This is a genomic window from Microcoleus sp. S13_B4, assembly GCF_036700885.1.
GTDB lineage: Bacteria > Cyanobacteriota > Cyanobacteriia > Cyanobacteriales > Microcoleaceae > Microcoleus.
The window spans coordinates 25,541-45,604 of record NZ_JAUBPU010000049.1; the positions used below are offsets into that span (position 1 = coordinate 25,541).

A 20,064-nucleotide genomic window follows, 5' to 3' on the forward strand; every position below is an offset into this window, starting at 1 on the left:
TTCCTTCTTCCCTCTTCCTTCTTCCTGACATCCGTTACATCCGTTACAGAATCCGTTGCCGAACTTCCCTCTTCCTTCTTCCTTCTTCTATTCTTGATTGCCTTTGCCGTTCCAGTATCCGTTATCTGCAATGCGCCAAGCACCCCCAGCATTGCCCGTTAAATCGCTATCTTCCACGGTAGCAATGCCATCTCTGTAAACGGCGATCGCCTCACCTTCATTACCATTAATCCGACACCGACGCACGATTAATTTTCCTCCCAATCCGACACCTATTCCTAAGCTGCCGTTGTCAAAAATACTGCAATCTTCTACCGTTGCTTTCCCATTATCCGATATAAAAATTCCGTTCCATACCCCATCATGAATTTGACTGCGGCGGAGGATAGAATTTGCATCAGGGCCGCAAATTCCCACCACAGAATAGTCCGCAGAAGTGATATCGCTGTCTTCTATGATTAACTCGCCTTTGCGAATATCTACAGCGTAATATTTCCCAGTGGCGCTCAGCGTTAAACCCCGCACTAAAGCAGTATCAGTTGCCATTTTAATGCAGTTTGAGTTGATACTTTCAATCACAATGCGATCAACCTCTCCGCTGCCGATAATTTCTACCGATTTGTCGAGAATTAGACTTTCGCGATAAACGCCTGGATGCACGTCAATGCGCGTGCCCGGTGCTGCATTTTTCAGCGCTTCGCTAATAGTAGTATAATCGCCTTGACCCTGCTGAGAAACAACAAAGTTTTGACTCTTCAAAACTTTGGATTCAGAAGTAGATGCTTCAATTTGCCCTGATTCCGAGTCAAAATGCTCAGATTGTCGATCGCCCGCTTCGGAAAGTTGCGAGGTTAGCAGCAAGCGTTCTTGATAAACTGTCTCTAGTTGGTGTTCTAACTCGGATACTTGAAATTGAAGTTGAGCTTGATTCTCGTTTGCTGTCTCGATTTGACTTTGAGTTTCCGAGAGTTGAGAATAAAGGTGCGATCGTTCTCTGTTAGCCGTTTCTAGCTGAGATGCCAATTCAGAGCGAGTTTGACGCACACTTTCTAACTGACTTTCTAAGTCGGATACTTGAGATTGAAGTTGAGTTTGATTCTGATTTGCTGTCTCGATTTGACTTTGCAATTCCGAAATTTGAGAAGAAAGGTGCGATCGTTCGGTGTTAGCAGTTTCTAGCTGAACTTCTAATTCCGAGCGAGTTTGACGCAGGATATTTAGCTGATTTTCTAACTCGGATACTTGAGATTGAAGTTGATTTTGATTTTGATTTGCCGTCTCGATTTGACTTTGCAATTCCGAAATTTGATAAGTGAGCTGAAATTCTAATTCAGAGCGAGTTTGACGCCCACTTTCTAACTGATTTTCTAACTCTGATACTTGAGATTGAAGTTGAGTTTGATTCTGATTGGCTGTCTCGATTTGACTTTGCAATTCCGAGAGTTGAGAAGAAAGGTGCGATCGTTCGGTGTTAGCAGTTTCTAGCTGAACTTCTAATTCCGAGCGAGTTTGACGCAAGCTATTTAGCTCATTTTCTAACTCTGATACTTGAGATTGAAGTTGATTTTGATTTTGATTTGCCGTCTCGATTTGACCTTGCAATTCCGAAATTTGAGAAGTGAGCTGAGATTCCAATTCAGAGCGACTTTGACGCACACTTTCTAACTGGTGTTCTAACTCAAAGATTTGAGATTGAAGTTGATTTTGATTCTGATTGGCTGTCTCGGTTTGACTTTGCAATTCCGAGATTTGAGCAGTGAGTTGAGATTCCAATTCCGAGCGATTTTGACGCACACTTTCTAACTGGTGTTCTAACTCCGAGATTTGAGATTGAAGTTGATTTTGATTTTGGTTTGCTGTCTCGGCTTGACTTTGAATTTCCGAGAGTTGAGAATAAAGTTGCGAGCGTTCTCTGTTAGCTGTTTCTAGCTGAGATTCTAATTCAGAGCGAGTTTGACTCAAACTATCTAGCTGAGCTTCTAAGTCGGATACTTGAGATTGAAGTTGAGTTTGGCTCTGGTTGGCTGTCTCGATTTGACCTTGGGATGCCGACAGTTGAGAATAAAGGTGCGAGCGTTCTGTGTTAGCCGTTTCTAATTGAGCTTGCAGTTCTGATAACTGAGACTGGAGTTGCGAGCTATCTCCCTCCTGGCGATGTACCTGAGACTCCAATTCTGACAACTCAGACAACAGTCTCTCTCGCTCTAAAACAACCATTTCGGATTGAAGTTGTAGTTCATGAACTTGAGAGTTTAACTGCATTTTATCCAGATTAGCAGCTTCTAACTGTCTTTGCAGTTCTAATAATTCAAATGGAGGTTCCTGTGCTTGTTCGCGAGGGGTTTGTAATTGAGAGTTGAGTATTTCGCGTTCTTGCTCTGCACTCTCCAATTGAACTTGTAGATCTGACAATTCCGAAGTAAATTGCGATCGCTCTGCTTCGACTAATTGCAGTTGAGCTTGCAAACCCGACAGTTGAGACTGAAGTTGCTCCCGCTCTTCTATGGAGCGATCAAACTTAATTTGAATTTCTGACAACTGGTACTGTACCTGCAATCTGCTTTGGCTAGCCGTTTCCAACTGACTCTCAAATTCCGACAGCAGAGCGTGAAATTGAGAACGTTCTGCATCAACCGTCTCTAACTCGGCTTGCATTTCCAGCAATTGAGCGTTAAGTTGCGATCGCTCCTGCTCCGCAACTTCTAACTGATATTTAAGTTCTGCCACTTCGGTTAACTGCGACTCAGCTTGCTGAGCATTTTCTAGCTGAAACTGCAAATCAGCAATCAGAGAATTAATTTGCGATCGATCCTGGGCAATTCCTGCCAAAAATCCTTCCATTTCCGCCACTTGATTTTTTAAAAAATCTTGCTCGCGAGTCACAGTTTCCAACCGATTTTGCAACTGCGACAATTCAGAATTTAGCTGATTTTCATGCTGCACCTTTTGCCGCAATTCCGAATTTCGCGCATCCAACTGAGCCGCCAAATTCGATATAGCCTCCTGCGAACCCTGCATCCGCACCAAATTGCGTGAATTTCGCTTATTCAAAATTAGCCAGCAGACTAATGCCCCGCCTCCAACTCCTATTAATAAAAGTAATGCTTCCATTTGTTTTATCCAATTAATATAAATTTAGTGATTTTGATGCTGACCAAAAAAATGGACATCCACAACTCGCTATCTTACTCAAAGCTATCACAACTTGCCAGCCTGTGTTCACTTGGCTCAACAATTTATATTTCTTTACAAATCCCTTTTGTTGACAGGTAAGGTGCGCCCAGCGCACCCTGCAAGTCCGATTAATGAAGCAAATCCACAATATGAGGAATAATTTCGATATGCTGAGTCAACAAATAATCCAACCTATCCGCCAGTAAACTAAAAATTAAATCGTTATAACTCATTCCGTATTCCGCCAAACCTAAAGCTACCAAACTCGTCACATTTTCCCCTGGATGTTTCAGATCCGGTTTGGGATTTGCTTCCAAAACATAAAGTGAGCCATCAGCATCACTTCGGACATCTATCCGCACCAAACTGTTCAAACTAAACTCCCAATAAATTTTTCGAGCTAACTCAATTAACTCTTGTTTTAGTTCAGGTTCCTCACCCCCCATCAACCGTCCTCTGTCGGCCGTAATCGCCTTTTGATCCATAGAAGTAAAGATACGTTCGTCAGGCTCCAGCACCCGCTCTATCGTCGAAAAAGCCAAAGGTTTTGTATTTTTAGAGAAACCGCCTTTAGCATATTTAACATAGCCACAAACCGCTACACAAAATTCTCGACCAGGCAAATACTTTTCAATTAAAGCAGTATTGTGAGTGTCTCGGTGAACTTCCGAAACCGCCTGAGACAAACCCTCAATCTTGTCTACAAAATGAACGTGCAGGGAAGCGCGACCGGATACTGGCTTAACAACAAACGGCCCTTGATAGTCACCAAAAGCAATGGCAAAACGCTGGTGCAAATGAGGATGCAAAATCCCTTGAGAAGGATGCCATGTCATAAACGGAGCGGTTTTAATTCCAACTGATTGCAGTTCCCGTTTAAAAGCGTGTTTGTTATCTAAAATTGAACTATTTAGAGGATTGTGACCGACATAAGGCATTCCCAACATTTCCAACAATGCGGGAGTGTGACAAACAGGATTATAGCCCTGGACTCCGCCAGTATTCATCCACACTAAATGGATATTTTTTTGTTTTAGTTGTTCGCCTAACTTCATGTCATCAGGCATGACAAAGACTTGCTGAAAACCAATTTCTGCTAAGGCTTTAGCAATCTCGCGGGCGACGACTTCGTAACTCTTCCAAGCGCGGGGATTGTGAGTTTTGTAAATCACAGAACCAGGGCGACCGCAGTCGCCGCCGAACACTACAGCAATCCGCAATTTAGCAAACAGCACCTCTAAATAGTGAGGCAGCAAACTAAAGTCATAATGCCAGCGATTCATGCCAATTGATGTTGGAATCATTTAAGTATTTTTTCCTTTGTGTTTCATTTTTGAGCGACAGAACCGCTAGATTTTCCCAAATATATTCCCGCCAAAACCACAGAAAAAGCCAACCAATTAAACAAGCTCAAACTTTCCGAAAACAGCACCCAAGCCATAATAGCCGTAATTACGGGTTCTAGTAGCAGGAAAAAAGCTACAAATTCCGAGGATAAACGACCTAGACTGTGGATAAGCAGTCCCTGACCGAAAGCTTGGCAAATCACCGCCAAAGCAATTACAGCCAGCCATCCCTGCCCAGAATAAGGGAAAACTCGATCGCCCGCCAGCAGAACCAGTGGCAAAACCAATATACTGCCAATAAAACAGCGCCACATCAATATAGTGGTTGCCGGAAACTTGGTTCGCAAATGTTCTGAAATGAGCAGATTTCCTGCATAAAACATCGCCGATAAAAGAGCAGCAATGTCGCCGACAAGATTGTCTCCAGCAGTTTGCAAATCGTCCATTCCGATCGCAATTGCGCCAGACAAAGCCACCGCCAGTCCCACCAAAAACCTGTTGTCAAAGCGCCGCCCCAACAGCAGCCATCCCCCGAAAGTAGTAAATAAAGGAGTTAAGTTTCGCAGTACAGTAGAATTAGCGACATTGGTCTGACTCAGTGACCAGGCCCAGAAACCCACAGAAGCAGAAGAAACCACGCCTACGGCTGTTAACAGCATCACATCCTGCAGAGTGTAGCTCGATCGCTCTTCAACTTGTTCCCCAGACATTCGGCGACGCGCAGCACCCGCACCATTCCACACTCCAAATACTACAGTTGCTATCCACAAACGGTTAAAAACAGTAGCATTCGGGCTGATTTCCCGTTCGCTCAACCTAATAAAAATCGCAGCCAGCGACACCGCTAGCAGCGCCGCCGACAGCGAAACGATCGCCCAAAATTTACCTTGACTGTCAGCTAATTCACCGTTTTTTAAATTCTCCGGGCTTCTAGAAACAATACTTGTCTTTTCTTCAGTTGTTAAAGCGGAGTTTAACTCATTATCCTCGCAAATCTTGGCCTGAAGTTCAATATTGGGCTCTGGCAATTCCAGTTTTTTTGACATTATTAAAATTTCCAATGAAGGCAGAAGGTAGTTGTGTAGGGTGCGTGACGAAAGAAAATCTGGGCGACGAATGGAGTGACTCAAAAGTCACGCACTCTACTTACTAGGGCTGTACCAACTATTTTTTTTAGTTAACAGCAGTTTAGGTTGAAGGTTTAACAGAAAGCCTCGTCAAGGCCTCCTTTAGCGCCGGCGGCAATTGGCGGATAATCTTGTTCTTGTCGCGATCGACACCAACCAAAGTTACCTGTGCTGTCACATATAACTCCTGAGTATCAGCCGATCGAATTTCGTAATCCCAAAGCAGCCGCACACCCTCAGTAGCAGCGATCCGCGTTCTGACTGCCACAGATTGACCCATTTGTACAGCCCGGTGGTAGCGTAGGGAAAGTTCCACCACAGGCAATTCCAAACCCTGCGCCACCCAGTCTGCATACTGAATGCCAAGAGAGCGCAAACTTTCCACCCTAGCCTCCTCCATCCAAGCCAGATAAGTACCGTGCCAAACCGCACCGCTGTAGTCAGTATGGTGAGGGTACACTCGCACCAAATATTCAAACCAGCCCTCCGAGTCCATCCCGCGCCGGTTTTGAATAGCACCAGCCGGTGCGAGTTCTGGTTGAGTTCGATCGTTCTCTAACACGTTACAAATTGTTCCAAAACGCTACATTTCTATAAATCATAAGTCAAACTTCAGGCTTATGCTTGACAGTAAGAAACTAGAGTACCAACGCCCTAGTTTAACGTCGCACAAGAAAACTCAACTGTTTTTACCGCCAAAACCATGATAGAAAAAATTTTAGTAGCCGTCGCCGGTCGCGGCTTGTGCGAAGAGATGTTTAATATGTTGATGGACATCCCTTCCTTGCAAAAAACCTCTGTCACCGTCTTGCACGTCGTGCCGCCCCAAGTAACATCCGATGGCATGGCCGAGAAGTTGGAAGAAGGAGGAAAGATTTTAGCACAAGCAGTCCAGTCTTTAAAAATAGATCCCAGCAGAGTTAATCCTCGACTCAAACAGGGAGATCCCAAAACAACAGTTTGCCAAGTCGCAGAAGAAGAACAATCCGACTTAGTAATCATGGGTTCGCGGGGACTCGGACGGCTGCAATCGATTTTGGAAAACTCAGTCAGCCAGTACGTTTTCCAGCTAACATCCCGACCGATGCTGTTAGTAAAAGACGACATCTACGTCAAAAGAATCAAGCGCGTCATGGTGGCGGTAGACAAATCAGAAGCTGCCAAACAGTCATTACAGCTTGCGCTATCTTTGGTCAAAGAAGTCAGTGGCGGAGAGATAATTTTAGTACACGTCACCAAAGATTTGACGGGAAAAGCCAGCACAGATTTAACAGCAAGTGCTGAAAAAGACGCCGTATTAGCCCCAGCAGTAGCACTAGCGAAACAAATGGGAGTTAGCTACCGCTGCGTGAGTGCTACAGGCAAGCCAGGGGAAGAAATTTGTCGAATTGCAGACGACTTGAATGCCGACTTGTTGGTGCTCGGTTCCCCAGATCGGCGGCCTAACGTTGCCAAAAACTTTGTGGATATCGATCGACTCCTGGGAAATTCCCTATCAGACTACGTGCGAGTTTATGCCAACTGTCCCGTCTTGCTAGCCCGCACAGTCGGCTAGAATCTCATCATTAACAGTTAGCAGCTAACACTCAACAGTTAACAAAAAAAGCGCCTCAGCAAAAAGCTGTTGGCGCTTTTTTTTGCAAGCAGCTTGCACCAGACAGAAACAACAGCAGTTGCTAATCTTTTCTGCTTTGACGGCTAGCCGTTTGAATGTACAGAATGATTAGAAAAACACTGGGAACCAATACAAACAGAATGGTTGCCACAAACCCTAAATCGTTAACTTCCATGAAGACGCTCGCCTCTATCGGAAAATAGGAAAATACACACAACTAGGATATCACTCAAAGGTAGAAGGCAAACTTGAATACAGCAGAAGCCAGCACTAGACAGTGGAATAGGTAAAAAATCAAAATTCAGAATCCAAGAATTTTTATTTCCTTTTGTCCCATGCCCAATGCCCTGTTTGGCCAATGCCCAATACCCACTGGCAGTTAGGGCTTAGTCTTCACGCTCACCTGGCCGTTGACCGTAGCTTGACAAGCCAACCGATAGTTTTCGGGCTTCTTCTTGAGCTTGCGGTTCTCAAAGTCAGTCCGGGGCGACAGATTTTCACTTCCCTCGACAATTTCCACAATACAGGTGCCGCATTGACCGTAGCCCCCGCAATTCATCATCTTTCCCGAAAATGTGTACAAATCGATGCGGTTTTCTAGAGCTTTGAGCCTCAAATTGGCTCCGTCTGCTGCGATGACTTCCTGATTTTCCTTCACAAACTTGATATTGGCCATTGCCGATTCCTTAACGCAGTTGACATCGAACTCTATTACAAAATATTAACTAATGTGTCGGACGTTTAATACCCGATGTCTAATTGCCTTTGTGATTAAAGGTACGCGCGAGTGTAGCTATCCCTTAGGGAATCGTCCCAACCGAATCTTAAGGAGCATCCGAGAGGTTATTAGTCGGAAGATTGCTCACAGCCCGCTGGAGAGACGAAAGTCCCAGGTTGTAGGTGACAATTGCCGACAATCGGTTTCTCTCAGCCCTAGTCAAATCAGTTTCCGCCTGAATCACATCCGTCTGAGTACCCACGCCAGCTTGAAACCGCAGTCGGGCCAGACGCAGAGCTTCCCTTGACTGCAAAACCCCCGCCTCTGAAGTTTCGATATTCTCAAAACTCGACTCCAAGCCAAAATAAGCTTGTTCCACTTCCCGGCGAACCTGGTTGCGGAGTTGGTCAAATCGACTTTCGGCGATCGTAATATCAGCATTTCGCTGTCTCACCCTCGCGTTCGCCGCGCCCCCATCGAAGATACTCCAAGTCAGGCTCGCCCGGATCGAATACCCGTCCGCCCAGCCGCGAGTAGCATACGGGTTGGGGTCGTCAGGGTCTTGTCCCAGGACGTTATAACTACCCCCAACACTCAGTTGAGGCAAACGCCCCGCCTGAATCGATCGCCTCTGCTGCTTACTGATATCCCTCTGCACCAACTGCTGTTCCAACTCGGGGCGATTCTTAAAAGCCTGCACGATACTCTCTTCCAAAGATAGCCTCCAAGATCCCGCTTGCTCTACCGGGTCAGCCGCTGTCAAGTTCGTTGACTGGCTGATATTCAAAATTTCAGCCAGACGCCGCTGGGCAACTCGCTGATCACGACGAGCAACTGACAGTTGTTGCACTTCGTTAGCCAAATTTGCCTGAGCCTGCAACACAGCAAATCTGGTTCCCACCCCTGCCCGTTCCAAAGCTTCGGCATCCCGCAAACTTTGCTGGGCATTTCTCACCGAAGCTTGGCGGATGGCAACTTGTCCGTCTGAGTTTTGCAAGTTGTAGTAAGCCTCAGCAGTGTCGAAGCGGAGTTGCTCGGCTTGGCGTTCCACATCGAGTTCCCGAAGGCGCAACTGTTCCTCTGCAGCGCGGATGTTAGCGCGCCGTCTTCCGAACAAATCGACATCATAGCTCAACTGCAAAGTGCTGTTGAGACTGTTGCTGCCGAAATTTGTGCCGGCTTGGGGGGCGGGCTGCCCGGTTCCGTTAGCCCGAGAGTTGAGGCGGCGCTGTGCAGCCCGGATTCCTAGTTCTCCGCCTGCACTTACAGAACGGCTGGCGTCCATTTGAAAATTCAGGTCTGGATAAAGAGCAGCTTGCTGTTCGCGCAAAGCAGATCTGCTTTGTTCCACTTGCTTTCCGGCGATTTGCAAAACTTGGCTGTTGCGGCGGGCGAGGTCGATCGCCTGCTGCAAGGTAATTGATTCAGTTTGCTCGATCCTGACATCCTCTGGCTTTGTCGGAAACAGCAGCGGATTCGGGTTGGGTTCCAGGGAAGTCGGAGGCTTAGTATCTAAAATGCCCTTCGGGGGCACAGGAGGGAAACTTTCGTTCGGAGTGCCTCGGAGAATCGGTACCGGGGAACTGGGCACAGGAATATTGTTGGGAGGGTTCCCAGAAGGCTGCTGAGTCTCTCTCGGTTCCAAGCCTCTTAGAGGCGGAGGCGTTGAACCGCCCTGAGATAGAGTTGATGGGGAAGCCGGAGCAGCCTGTTGAGGCTTTGATGCTTGCTCGGGCTGGGTTCGAGTTGATGCGATCTTTGCTCCCCCTTGCTGCTGAGACTCGGAGGTTTTAGGGTTAAGGGCGATCGACTGTTCGGGTGCTGATGCTGATTCTGGCGCTGTGTTCGAGGTCGATCGAATATTCTGCCCTAATTCGACGAGCTGATTGCTAAGGGCGGGACTGTCCTGAGATTGAGCCGGAGGCTGTGCTGAAGCACTCTGTGGGGCGTTGCTGAAAGTAATTGCAGCGCCTACTCCGACTACCACGATTTGACGAAAAACACGCATAATTTTTTAATTACTCTGCAATCCTAGAGACAATTTTAGAGCAAGATTGAGGTCTCAAGTTTCTAGTCTGTAGCCTGAACTCGACGGTTACAAGTCACAATTACCATACTCATCTTAACTTTTGAATGTTCGATTCAAAATTTAGAATTTAACTTCAGCAGTTGCCAGACCGATCGCCGCCGAGATTAGTTCCTCTACTCCGCTCACCGGCAAAATCCGGGTTTTCAGCGAGCTGGCGAGCTGTTGGAGGGTCATGTCGTCGAGAAAACGCGGTTCCCCCTGTTTTAGCATCACCGACGGCAGCAGGATACCATCTCCCAAGTCTCGCCCCTGCAAAGCTTCGAGTAAATCTTGCCCGGTGAGCAAACCCGTAACAGTGATAGTTTGTCCCCAGTAGTGGCTGCACAGTGCTGCCATGTTGACGGACAAGCCGGGAATTTGGTTTAGTTGTTGTACGATCGGCTCAAAAGCTTTTTCTACAGCATTCCCCACCACCCAAACTAACTTGCGCGGCGGCTCGACTTGCATCGGTTGCAGCTTCTCAAAAGCCGTTTCAAACTGCTGGATAAACTGGCGGATAGAACCGACACCGTTACCAATTTGCGGATAATCTTCGTAATCTTCAGCCGACGGCAAATCTAAACCCGCTATTAAAAACCACTCGTCAGCCAGCCAAATACAGCGCGATTTTGAATTCTGCTTTTTCGCCTTTTTGCCGCCTTTTCCTGTACTCAAAAGCCCTTGAATTTTCTGCACTTGTTCGATTACTTCTCGCGCTTTTTCCGCAGTTACTGCGATCAGTTCATCTTCGGCAGGGCGAAAGCGAGTTAAACCCACTGGCACTACAGCCACCGATGCTACAGCGGGAATATTTCCGGTATGAAACTTTGCCAAATCTAACAAAGTGCGTTCTAAATGTTCGCCATCATTAATACCAGGACAAACAACTACTTGAGCGTGAATTTGCAAGCGGCGTTCTTGAAACCATTTAATTTGTTCTAGAATCTTGCCAGCGCGGAGATTTTTTAACAGCCTAATTCGTACTTCCGATTCGGTAGCGTGTACCGAAACATAGAGAGGAGAAAGCCGCATTTGTTCGATTCTGTCCCACTCTTTTTGAGTCAGATTTGTGAGAGTGAGATAGCTACCATAAAGAAAGCTGAGGCGGTAGTCATCATCTTTAAGATACAAAGTTTCGCGCTTTCCCGGAGGCTGCTGGTCAATGAAGCAAAAAGGGCAGCGATTGTTGCACTGGATTAGTCCATCAAAAAGAGCAGTTTCAAATTCCACTCCCAAGTCTTCGTCATACTCTTTTTCTATTTCTAACTTGTGAGTTTTGCCTTTAGTGTCTAATACTTCTAATTCGAGAAATTCATCGGCGCACAGGAATTGATAGTCGATCAAGTCGCGGGGTTTTTGACCGTTGACGGCGACGATTGAGTCTCCTGCTTCAAATCCGATTTCGGCGCCGATGCTGTCGGGGATAACTTTGGTGATTAGGGCTGGTCTGGTTGATAATTCGCTCATATTTATTAGTGACTCCCAATTAGTTTTTGTTATTAGTGGGACTCTGTTACACTTGTTTTGAGTTGATAAAACTTAGGCTCTTTTATCGCCAACGATGACAGCGATTGGAACCGCATAATGAATTTCCTCGCCTCGAAAATGCGCGCCAATTCCGAGACTATCAACACCAATATCCTCTCTAAAAATTTCTCTGATTTTCTGGTCATCGCCGGGGTTGGGAAAAGAAGCAGCTAACTGTTGTTCTAGCCCAAGTTCTACCTTGTAAAAAGCCAATTTAACATTTTGAAGATTGGCATCTGCGACTAATTTTGGAAACTCTTCCAGAGTCAAGGCGCGAGTATGAGAGGGATCGCGCAACTTCTCAATCCGGTCATAAGCATTCACTTTATCCGGTGGCAAAGCAACATCAGCAATCAGGATTCGACCACCTGGACGACATACCCGAACCATCTCTGATAGAACAACATCTGGCTGCAAAAAATGATGGAAAGCGTAACGACTCAGAACAAGAGAAAAACTAGCATCGGGAAATGGTAGTGTTTCAATATCTCCTTGTTGCCAGGACAGATTAATCAAGTTTTTCTGTTGCGCCATAATCTGAGCTTGTTCGAGCATCGCTGGTGTGATATCAATGCCAGTAACGTGACTGGCAACTTCCGCAAAAGCACAACTAACAATACCTGAACCGCAAGCAACATCTAAAACTGTGTCTTTGTCAGATACACTCGCCATTTCTCTCAGCAGGTACAGAGACTCTTGATTTGTGTGAGCGTACAATTTAGAGAAGGGAATTGCCTGACGAGTGAACTGGTCGATGATGGATTCCTGATGTGCGGTCATAGTTTAGGATGTGGCTAGCGGAGAATGTTTACAGTTTAACTTGTCTAGGCTAAATTTGGCGATCGGGCGATCGCTTCTGCCAGTCGAGGCGAGTGAATTGTTTTTAACAGAATTGACTTGTCGGGTTGCTAAATATACAGCATTATATTTTTTCCATAAACAGTCCTGCAATCCGCACCTTAAAAGTGATTCCGGGTAGCGGAGGCTGCCATCCAAGTTGCACTGCTTGTTGTATCCATTGTGCTGCATGAGAGGGTGTTACGGGTTTCACTTCTTGCGTGGAAATAATCTCCCACACTCTTACTTCTGGTGGCGCTCCATATCGAGGTTTCACCGGTATCCATTCACAGTTAGTTTCACTCCAACCTTGAGGATGAGGTCGATCGGTGATATAACTAACACCGATCCCGGTTTTTCAGCGTGTGGGACAGCAACATGAAGATTTCCGCAACCGTAGTCTGCTTGCCTATTAGTAGCTTGTCTTCGGATTAGCCAGATGAAAGGCTCCCTATCAACAATTATTTTTCTTGTTCCTTTTTTCGGTATTGACATAGTTTGCTAAGGTTGATCGCATTTACAATCAGGATCAGTCCTGGGTTGTAAATTTAGCTTGGCTGTGAGAGGATGTATCAAAAATATGTATTTATGAAACTCAAAATTTTGACGGGACTCCTGACAGGGTTAGTTGTTTCTGCCAGCACAACAGCGCTCTTTTGTCAACCCAGCCGTGCGGGAAATCATAGCTTTTTGTGCAACGGTAGTCTCAAATATTTTAGCACTGGGATTCTGAACGGAGAACCAGTTTTCAATCACGGGATTCCGATTAATACCAGTTTGAGATTATTAGCATCAGCTCAAGTGGATGTAGGGGTAAAGATTCCGAGTGCGTCTGCGGCGCCAGGGGAAAAAGCTGAAGATTTCTTTATTCGGGGTGAGGAAAAGTATGAAAAAGGAGATTATCAAGGCGCTATAGCCGCTTACACTCAAGCAATTGCGCTTAATCCTAATTATGCCGAAGCCTACAACGGCAGGGGAAATGCCCGCTATGCTTTAGGAGACAATAAGGGTGCTGTAGCCGATTACAACGAAGCTTTGCGAATTAATCCTAACTATGTAGAAGCCTACATCAGCCGGGGGAATGCCCGCGATGACTCAGGAGACAGGGAGGGCGCTATAGCCGATTACAACGCAGCTTTACGAATTAATTCCAACGATGCCTCAGCCTACTACAACCGGGGAGTTACCCGCTATCGTTTGGGAGATAACAAGGCTGCTGTAGCCGATTACACCGAAGCTTTGCGAATTAATCCTAACTATGCCTCTGCATACAAAAACCGGGGAATGGTGCGCTCTAAATTAGGAGACAAGCAAGGTGCGATCCTCGATTTCAACGAAGTTTTACGAATTAATCCTAACGATGCTCTTGCTTACTACAACCGGGGGATTATCCGTTATGTTTCAGGAGACAATCAGGGTGCTTTAGCCGATTTTAACGAAGCTGTGCGAATCAATCCTAACTCTGCCGAAGCATACACGAACCGGGGGAACGCTCGCGATGATTTAGGAGACCGTCAGGGTGCACTTGCCGATTACAATCGAGCTTTGCAAATTAATCCTAAGTTAGCCGATGCCTACTTAAACCGCGGCGTTACCCGCTCTCGTTTAGGAGACAAAAAGGGTGCTATAGCCGATTACACCGCAGCTTTGCGAATCGATCCTAATTTAGCCGACGCCTACTTGAGCCGGGGAATTGCCCGCGCTGAAGGGGGAGACAAGCCCTGACAGGTGTAGGTTTTTTACAACGAGGAGGAGTTACAAGCATAAAAGGCATCCACAGGAGTTTGAGGGAAGGATCTCCAACGCTCAAGATGTATCGGAATATTGTTGAGTAGATTAGCCATCAGACTCACAAAGCCGAGAAGAAAACAAGACAAATGACGCTGTTTTTTGAGGCTCCGAGGCTGATTTAAAGCAATATGTCCAGGGGGAAGTTGTTGAAAATTTGAGGCAAGTGATTGATTTTCGTGAGTGCCACCCAGGATCACCATCCACAAAGTGGCAACAGCCAGCACTAACCACATTCGTTCGGCTCGTTGTGGTAAGAGTAAACGGGTATGATGCCATTGCCAGCCATCTGATTTGAGATCGCGGTAAACACATTCGGTACAAGAACGTAGTCCATACCAAAGAACGTTTGCTTCTTCCGGTTTGAAGTCTGTCAGAATCAACCACGGGTCTTTGTAGTCTAGATCCCAACGAGCTAGGAGTGTACAAGACAGAGGATTAGTTTTAAAACACACGACTTCGGCAGACCACGATTGTCCACCTTGACGAACTAGATGTGCCAGTGGCTGCCATGTCTGTTGAGAGGGCAGACGATAAGTTCCTTGATGGTTGATACGTAGAAATGGATGCCAGCCCACACTTTCAATCAATTGATATAGCCAATCAGCATACAACCCTCGGTCAGCCGCAACTATCACCCTAAAGTTTGCCGGAATCACACCTTGAACCTGAGAAATCAGTTTTTGCCAATGAGGTTTCCAACTTCCTGGCTCTGTGGCTCCGACAATACACCAAGCTACAGGAATTCCCGACCCACCCAATAAGATGTTCATCGACAGAACTGTAAATTTATCCCCGATGCTAGTGGCATCCAATGCCAAGGCAATATCCTCAACATTTTTCGGCAGTAAACTTAGCACCCACAACATTAATGGAGCAAAACAACCACTCACATCCAACTCACGACGATGAAGTCCTTTTTTAGCTGGGGCTTCTTGATACCATTCTTTTAATCGCTGACGGACTGTATTCGGCTTTTCTCCGTTGAGCTGGGCAATCAAATGCGAAACTTGGGTTAAGCTACTAGATTTGGTCATGACTGCACCGAAGCTCCAAGTCGCTAAGCCAATCGCTTGAGGTATGGACAGCTGAGGCATTTGTTTGGACACGATACATGACCAATCCTTGAGATGCTTATTTTTGACCATAGAGGTTTTTCCCGCAGCCACGTGTTTCGTTTAATCACCCTTATTTTCGCCTGGTTTAATTGACTTCATACTACCCCGTCGTAAAAAACCTACACCTGTCAGGGAGACAAGCCCGGGGCGATGCAAGACTTTCAGAAAGCAGCAGACTTATTTCAGCAGCAAGGTGATCAAGATAACTATCAAAAAGCCATTAACAATTTGAGAAAACTTCAATAAGCTGCCAAAAATTCCGAAAGGTCGATCGCACTACTAAGCGCTAAAAAAGAGAATAATTAGAAACTAAACTTCTTAAAAAAGAAGTTTAGGTTCTAATTAAACATTATCATACTCAGATAATTTAATTGTTTTTCTGCCTTTTATTAGTTACTACAGGGCGGGTGAATGGGTTATGTAAATCAAAGAAGAGTCTTAAGATAAAATTAAATAAAAGACGGAGATAAATCATTAGTCTTCCTCGTTAAAAGCACGCACATTTTATCTCAATTTGCCCTATATAAATAGAGTTTTAACTATCAAAAAATTCGTTAACTTTGCGTTTTTTTTATTTGAGTATTACAAAAAAATAGAGGGTAATTTGGCGTTCCAGTTATTAATTAGACCGAGTTCAGAGCGACATAAGTCGCTCCTACGGCTAGGGAATTTCTATTTTATATATTTCGCACTGCCCCACCTGCGAGCGCCGTTAAAATTGCCACGCCAAAAGCCAACCTGTACCACACAAACACCCAGGTGTTTTGAGTTTGCAGGAACTTCATCAGCCACGCGATCGACAAATAAGAAAACACAAATGCCGAAATCGTTCCCACTATCAAAGCTGCAACTCCAGCATCGCCGATTCCTTCTCCTAAAGCACCCTTCAATTCCACTAATCCAGCCAGAGTAATTGCCGGAATTCCCAACAAAAAAGAAAACCGCGCGGCGGCAGGTCTTTCCAATCCTATAAACAATCCTGCTGTTAGAGTGGAACCCGATCGCGAACACCCCGGAATCAATGCCATTGCTTGAGCTAATCCCATCAAAATACCGTCTTGAACAGTTAATTTTTCATAAGTGCGATTGCGCTTGCCAATTTTTTCTGCTATTGCTAACAGCAGCGACATGACGATCGAAGCAATGGCAATGCTGGCCAAACTTCTTAGCGGCGACTTGTCAAAATCTGGAACCAATATCTTGATTAGCAGCCCAAAAAAAACTACAGGTATTGTTCCCAAAGCAATTCCCAAGGCGATCCGAAACTCTTGCGATTCGTAGTCGCGTCGCATCACGGCATCTACAGCACCCAAAGTTATAGTTGTCAAGTCTTTCCAGAAATACCAAAGCACTGCCACAATACTGCCCAACTGAATTACAGCAGTATAAGCAACCCCCGGATCGCCCCATCCAAGGGCGATCGGCACTACCTTCAAATGAGCGCTGCTGCTGATGGGCAAAAACTCTGTTAATCCCTGTACAATTCCTAACACAATCGCCTGCAACAGATTGATTTGAGTGGGCCCGGAAACATCAGCAGCGGGCGTTTGGGCGAGGAGTGCGTCAAGCAAAGCTATCATTAGTTGTAAATTCCCAGTTGTCTGTTTCTAGTAATCAGTTGAATTTAATATCTTGCACCCTTCTGGGAAGCTAGAAGCCCACCCCACCACAAATAAATTTTATTGTGGTGCGGACACTTCCATCCCGCCCCTGAAAAGCCGATCGCAAATAGTGCTCTTCGGTCAGTATAATTGCCTTGGCGACCGCCACTATTAGCAATTTATGATAGTCGAGCCGAAACTACTTTAACCTACTCACCAACATTTGCCCACACTTTGCTGATAAAATTAGGAAAGTTTTTGCATCTGATTTCGCTTTCCTTACAGCAACTGCCAACAACCTATGATATTTTCTGAGATCAAAAATTCACTTGTTACTCCTGCTTCTGGCCTGGGCTTGCTGAAGCGAATCTTGTCAGCTAGTCTTGTAACAGTCGCGATCGCACTTAGCTTGATACTGCTAAGTGGCACGGCGCCCGCCTTAGCAACTCTCACCGACGATCGCTTTGACGGTACTATTTATGCCCTCTACGCCGGCAACGGTTCCCTAGTTCCTCCTAAAGTCAAGCTTGCAGATTCTTTCAAACGCAATAAACCCGTATTGTTAGTGTTTTACACTGACGACAGCAGTGACTCCAAGCAATACGCGATCGTCGTCTCTCAACTCCAGGAATTTTACGGCCGCGAAGCCGATTTTATGCCCATAACAGTTGACTCTTTGCCTCCCAAACCGTCACCGGAACTCACAGAACCTAGCCATTATTACGAAGGTTTCGTACCCCAAACTCTCATCCTCGACCAATCGGGAAAAGTAGTTTTTAATGAGAAAGGACAAATACCATTTGAACAGGTAGATGATGCTTTTCGGAAAGTATTTGATTTGCTGCCCCGAGAAAAATCCCTTCCGCTCAAACGCCGCGTCGTGAATGAACTTAATGTCGAATTATCGAAGTAAAATCGTGCAATAAGTAATATCAATTCCGGTTGCACAGGAATTATTGTTGACTGTAGAAGGAGGGGTCGAAAAACTGAATGATTGAGTGTTAACTATTGACTAGATTTTATTATTCCGATGCAACTGGAAACGATATAAGCTAACTTCCACAAACGAAATACTCGCGAGGCCGGACTTATTAAACCAGTCAGGTTGCCAATAGCTATCTAACCAATTCATATCGTTTCCGGTTGTATCGGAAACGATATTAAAGCTGAAAAAAATGGCGCCGCAAAGTAGGGAACAGTACGAGATAAATAGAAATAAAAACGAAGTGGGCAAAGTATTGATAAAAATGGGAGATGGATATATCGGTTTAGGTGGAAAGAGACAAGCTGAAAGTTTGGCTTCTGAGGCAAAAAGATAGAGCGGACAGAATCGCTATGATGCTTTAATTGATGTTTTGAAATATTCTACATAATCAGATATGTCGGAATTAATTTTTGGAAGTCAATTAATCTTTGATTTGGACGCGAAAACTAGCGAACACGATGCTTTGCGGAGGCATTTTCCCAGGTTTCCCGATCGCGGTTTAGGGAAAAATGAGATAGCTACGGCTAGCGGAGATTTGGGCGGGCCTTCGTTTGTTGGCGGGAAGATTGCGGGGATTAGTTGTTGGGGTTATAGCGATCGATGATTTTTCAAAACAAACATCAGCGATATTGATAAAATTGACGATAATGGCAGTTTGGGGAGAATTTCCGGCGACACGCGGGTATCATTTTATGCAAGTTGGATCGATAGGTTGACAAAAAATCCCTGATAGGGTTTTGGGTTAATTGCGGCTGAGTTTTTAGGATATTAAGAGGAATAGGCATCAAAATCCAAGAAAGCTGGTTTTTTGCTGTGTGTGCGGGTTGGGAAGTATGCTAGCACAAAAACCCGCTTTCTGAGTGCGATCGTTGATCTTCCCATCCAGCTTCTGTTTCACGCCCTAGATGGGGAAATAGGTATTTTCCGGCTCTAGGCTAGTCTTTGCATTATTTCGATCGCCCTTAGCGTTTCAATCCCTGATCATTTGTGACAAGTTAAAAAAAAGTGCAAATTGTCAAGAGGTAAACTCAAAAAGGTAAAATAGGCTGAAACATCTATCTGGCAAGCAGTTGAGCCATAGTTGAACCAGTTAGGAGTAGCAAAAAAAGAATTAACCGAGATCATGCAAAGAAAAAAAAATAGTCCCCAAATAGAAAATGAAGCGATCGCGAATCACCTGGAAGATTTATTAATTCCAGCAATGGCTGCCTAAAAAACTTTTTATCGCCAACTAAATTTAAGAGATAGGATTCTGACACTACCATTAATGATGGCAGCAATATTAAGTCTCTTATGGCGAAATGTAGCGGGAGTAACAGAATTAACTAGATTATTAAATAGGATTTGCTGAATAATCGCTCGCATATTGCGTGGTCTGGGTTTTCGCTCGCGCGATCGAGAAAAAAGTGCAAGATTAACAGGTAAAATAGGTCAAAACCCGTGCATCACCACCTGCGATCGTGTACAAAAAAGCTGAGCTTGCTCACCCCTCACCTTCCGACTTTGAACTCCCCTCATGTGGAAAATTGTCACTCCTTAACCGTTGGGTAAAAATGGCCGAACTAATCCCGTGGTCAGAATTTGAAACAGAATATGCTAAAAACTTCCCCACAGAAAGGGGGGCCCCTGCTAAGGGACATCCAAGAAATAAACTCTTCCAGTCCCCGGAGAGTGTAAACTCAATTAAGGCTAAACGCACAAAAAAACTCAACGTGCTAGAACTAACTGAAACCCTCAAAGCTTGTCTGTGGCAAACAGCGAAAACGCTCAAAGGTACACAGCGGCGAAGATTTATGGCCCAGATAGTCCAAGAATTAGGCACAGGAGGTCAACGCCAAGCTCAAACAGAACTGGGGTGGTGTCGAGATACCATCAGAAAAGGACAACGAGAGCTAGAAACAGGGCTAAGTTGTAAGTAGTCACACAAAATTAATTACACAAAAAACTAATATGATATAATTAAAAATATCAAGTTGTGTTCAAAGAGGTTTTATATGTTTTTACTTCGAGATATTAATCCACTTTCTTTAAAATTGCTAAACCGAATTTATCGCGAAAGCAGACATCATCAAGTGCGCCAAAGAGCACATTTTCTGATTTTAGCTTCACAAAATATCAACAATGAAAAGTTAATGAAAATCTTTAAAGTTAGTTATAAGA

16 protein-coding genes and 2 pseudogenes are annotated in these 20,064 nt (G+C 45.2%); 6 read left to right on the top strand and 12 right to left on the bottom strand.

Going from position 1 to position 20,064, the window contains the following annotated elements; all coding sequences use genetic code 11:
• Window positions 1–87: 87 nt before the first annotated feature.
• The 4 genes from QT994_RS20930 to QT994_RS20945 form a co-directional block, all read right to left on the bottom strand.
• Window positions 88–3,111, bottom strand: a complete 3,024-nt coding sequence (locus tag QT994_RS20930) for a right-handed parallel beta-helix repeat-containing protein (protein ID WP_333177769.1) — start codon at window positions 3,109–3,111, stop codon at window positions 88–90.
• A 191-nt stretch (window positions 3,112–3,302) separates the two neighbouring features.
• On the bottom strand, window positions 3,303–4,478 hold the full coding sequence (locus QT994_RS20935) for an ATP-grasp domain-containing protein (protein ID WP_333177772.1): 1,176 nt from the start codon (window positions 4,476–4,478) through the stop codon (window positions 3,303–3,305).
• 23 nt (window positions 4,479–4,501) lie between these two features.
• Window positions 4,502–5,566, bottom strand: coding sequence for a DMT family transporter (locus QT994_RS20940; protein ID WP_333177774.1), 1,065 nt, complete (start codon window positions 5,564–5,566; stop codon window positions 4,502–4,504).
• 142 nt (window positions 5,567–5,708) lie between these two features.
• On the bottom strand, window positions 5,709–6,209 hold the full coding sequence (locus QT994_RS20945) for a thioesterase family protein (RefSeq protein WP_333177777.1): 501 nt from the start codon (window positions 6,207–6,209) through the stop codon (window positions 5,709–5,711).
• A 141-nt stretch (window positions 6,210–6,350) separates the two neighbouring features.
• Here QT994_RS20945 and QT994_RS20950 point away from each other — a divergent pair, with 141 nt between their 5' ends.
• A complete protein-coding gene (locus tag QT994_RS20950) occupies window positions 6,351–7,202 on the top strand; it encodes a universal stress protein (protein ID WP_333050367.1) in 852 nt (283 codons plus the stop codon).
• 121 nt (window positions 7,203–7,323) lie between these two features.
• Here the strand turns inward: QT994_RS20950 and psbM are convergent, their stop codons facing one another.
• The 6 genes from psbM to QT994_RS20980 form a co-directional block, all read right to left on the bottom strand.
• The gene (psbM, locus tag QT994_RS20955) at window positions 7,324–7,437 is read right to left on the bottom strand and encodes a photosystem II reaction center protein PsbM (RefSeq protein WP_006631488.1); all 114 of its coding nucleotides are present in this window, start codon (window positions 7,435–7,437) and stop codon (window positions 7,324–7,326) included.
• A 204-nt stretch (window positions 7,438–7,641) separates the two neighbouring features.
• Complete coding sequence (locus QT994_RS20960; protein ID WP_333050366.1) at window positions 7,642–7,938, bottom strand: 2Fe-2S iron-sulfur cluster-binding protein; 297 nt, start codon at window positions 7,936–7,938, stop codon at window positions 7,642–7,644.
• Between the two features lie 148 nt (window positions 7,939–8,086).
• Window positions 8,087–9,988 (bottom strand): TolC family protein, encoded by a 1,902-nt coding sequence (locus tag QT994_RS20965; RefSeq protein WP_333050365.1) that lies wholly within the window; start codon window positions 9,986–9,988, stop codon window positions 8,087–8,089.
• A 141-nt stretch (window positions 9,989–10,129) separates the two neighbouring features.
• Complete coding sequence (locus QT994_RS20970) at window positions 10,130–11,515, bottom strand: TIGR03279 family radical SAM protein (protein ID WP_333177780.1); 1,386 nt, start codon at window positions 11,513–11,515, stop codon at window positions 10,130–10,132.
• 72 nt (window positions 11,516–11,587) lie between these two features.
• The gene (locus QT994_RS20975; RefSeq protein WP_333177782.1) at window positions 11,588–12,355 is read right to left on the bottom strand and encodes a methyltransferase domain-containing protein; all 768 of its coding nucleotides are present in this window, start codon (window positions 12,353–12,355) and stop codon (window positions 11,588–11,590) included.
• 142 nt (window positions 12,356–12,497) lie between these two features.
• Window positions 12,498–12,689: a hypothetical protein gene (locus QT994_RS20980; RefSeq protein WP_333177785.1), complete on the bottom strand. Its 192-nt coding sequence runs from the start codon at window positions 12,687–12,689 to the stop codon at window positions 12,498–12,500.
• 311 nt (window positions 12,690–13,000) lie between these two features.
• Here QT994_RS20980 and QT994_RS20985 point away from each other — a divergent pair, with 311 nt between their 5' ends.
• Window positions 13,001–14,137, top strand: a complete 1,137-nt coding sequence (locus QT994_RS20985) for a tetratricopeptide repeat protein (RefSeq protein ID WP_333177787.1) — start codon at window positions 13,001–13,003, stop codon at window positions 14,135–14,137.
• A gap of 14 nt (window positions 14,138–14,151) precedes the next feature.
• Here the strand turns inward: QT994_RS20985 and QT994_RS20990 are convergent, their stop codons facing one another.
• Window positions 14,152–15,297 (bottom strand): hypothetical protein, encoded by a 1,146-nt coding sequence (locus QT994_RS20990; RefSeq protein ID WP_333177789.1) that lies wholly within the window; start codon window positions 15,295–15,297, stop codon window positions 14,152–14,154.
• Between the two features lie 698 nt (window positions 15,298–15,995).
• Entirely contained in the window at window positions 15,996–16,898 is a 903-nt protein-coding gene (locus tag QT994_RS20995; RefSeq protein WP_333177793.1) for an undecaprenyl-diphosphate phosphatase, read from the bottom strand.
• Between the two features lie 322 nt (window positions 16,899–17,220).
• Between QT994_RS20995 and QT994_RS21000 the strand changes: the two genes are divergently transcribed.
• The 4 genes and pseudogenes from QT994_RS21000 to QT994_RS21015 all read left to right on the top strand — a co-directional run.
• Window positions 17,221–17,832 (top strand): thylakoid membrane photosystem I accumulation factor, encoded by a 612-nt coding sequence (locus tag QT994_RS21000; protein ID WP_333177795.1) that lies wholly within the window; start codon window positions 17,221–17,223, stop codon window positions 17,830–17,832.
• A gap of 466 nt (window positions 17,833–18,298) precedes the next feature.
• Window positions 18,299–18,508 carry a hypothetical protein gene (locus QT994_RS21005; protein ID WP_333177797.1) on the top strand — a complete coding sequence of 70 codons (210 nt, stop codon included), beginning with the start codon at window positions 18,299–18,301 and terminating at the stop codon, window positions 18,506–18,508.
• A gap of 519 nt (window positions 18,509–19,027) precedes the next feature.
• A pseudogene (locus QT994_RS21010) lies at window positions 19,028–19,246 on the top strand (hypothetical protein); the annotation flags it as partial.
• 118 nt (window positions 19,247–19,364) lie between these two features.
• A pseudogene (locus QT994_RS21015) lies at window positions 19,365–19,538 on the top strand (IS5/IS1182 family transposase); the annotation flags it as partial.
• Between the last annotated feature and the right edge of the window lie 526 nt (window positions 19,539–20,064).

Coding starts and splice junctions, on each gene's coding strand:
- QT994_RS20975 (WP_333177782.1), bottom strand. CDS start 12,355: ATGACCGCACATCAGGAATCCATCATCGACCAGTTCACTCGTCAGGCA.
- QT994_RS20960 (WP_333050366.1), bottom strand. CDS start 7,938: ATGGCCAATATCAAGTTTGTGAAGGAAAATCAGGAAGTCATCGCAGCA.
- QT994_RS21000 (WP_333177795.1), top strand. CDS start 17,221: ATGATATTTTCTGAGATCAAAAATTCACTTGTTACTCCTGCTTCTGGC.
- QT994_RS20965 (WP_333050365.1), bottom strand. CDS start 9,988: ATGCGTGTTTTTCGTCAAATCGTGGTAGTCGGAGTAGGCGCTGCAATT.
- QT994_RS20985 (WP_333177787.1), top strand. CDS start 13,001: ATGAAACTCAAAATTTTGACGGGACTCCTGACAGGGTTAGTTGTTTCT.
- QT994_RS20940 (WP_333177774.1), bottom strand. CDS start 5,566: ATGTCAAAAAAACTGGAATTGCCAGAGCCCAATATTGAACTTCAGGCC.
- psbM (WP_006631488.1), bottom strand. CDS start 7,437: ATGGAAGTTAACGATTTAGGGTTTGTGGCAACCATTCTGTTTGTATTG.
- QT994_RS20970 (WP_333177780.1), bottom strand. CDS start 11,515: ATGAGCGAATTATCAACCAGACCAGCCCTAATCACCAAAGTTATCCCC.
- QT994_RS20950 (WP_333050367.1), top strand. CDS start 6,351: ATGATAGAAAAAATTTTAGTAGCCGTCGCCGGTCGCGGCTTGTGCGAA.
- QT994_RS20935 (WP_333177772.1), bottom strand. CDS start 4,478: ATGATTCCAACATCAATTGGCATGAATCGCTGGCATTATGACTTTAGT.
- QT994_RS20990 (WP_333177789.1), bottom strand. CDS start 15,297: ATGCCTCAGCTGTCCATACCTCAAGCGATTGGCTTAGCGACTTGGAGC.
- QT994_RS20930 (WP_333177769.1), bottom strand. CDS start 3,111: ATGGAAGCATTACTTTTATTAATAGGAGTTGGAGGCGGGGCATTAGTC.
- QT994_RS20995 (WP_333177793.1), bottom strand. CDS start 16,898: ATGATAGCTTTGCTTGACGCACTCCTCGCCCAAACGCCCGCTGCTGAT.
- QT994_RS21005 (WP_333177797.1), top strand. CDS start 18,299: ATGTCGGAATTAATTTTTGGAAGTCAATTAATCTTTGATTTGGACGCG.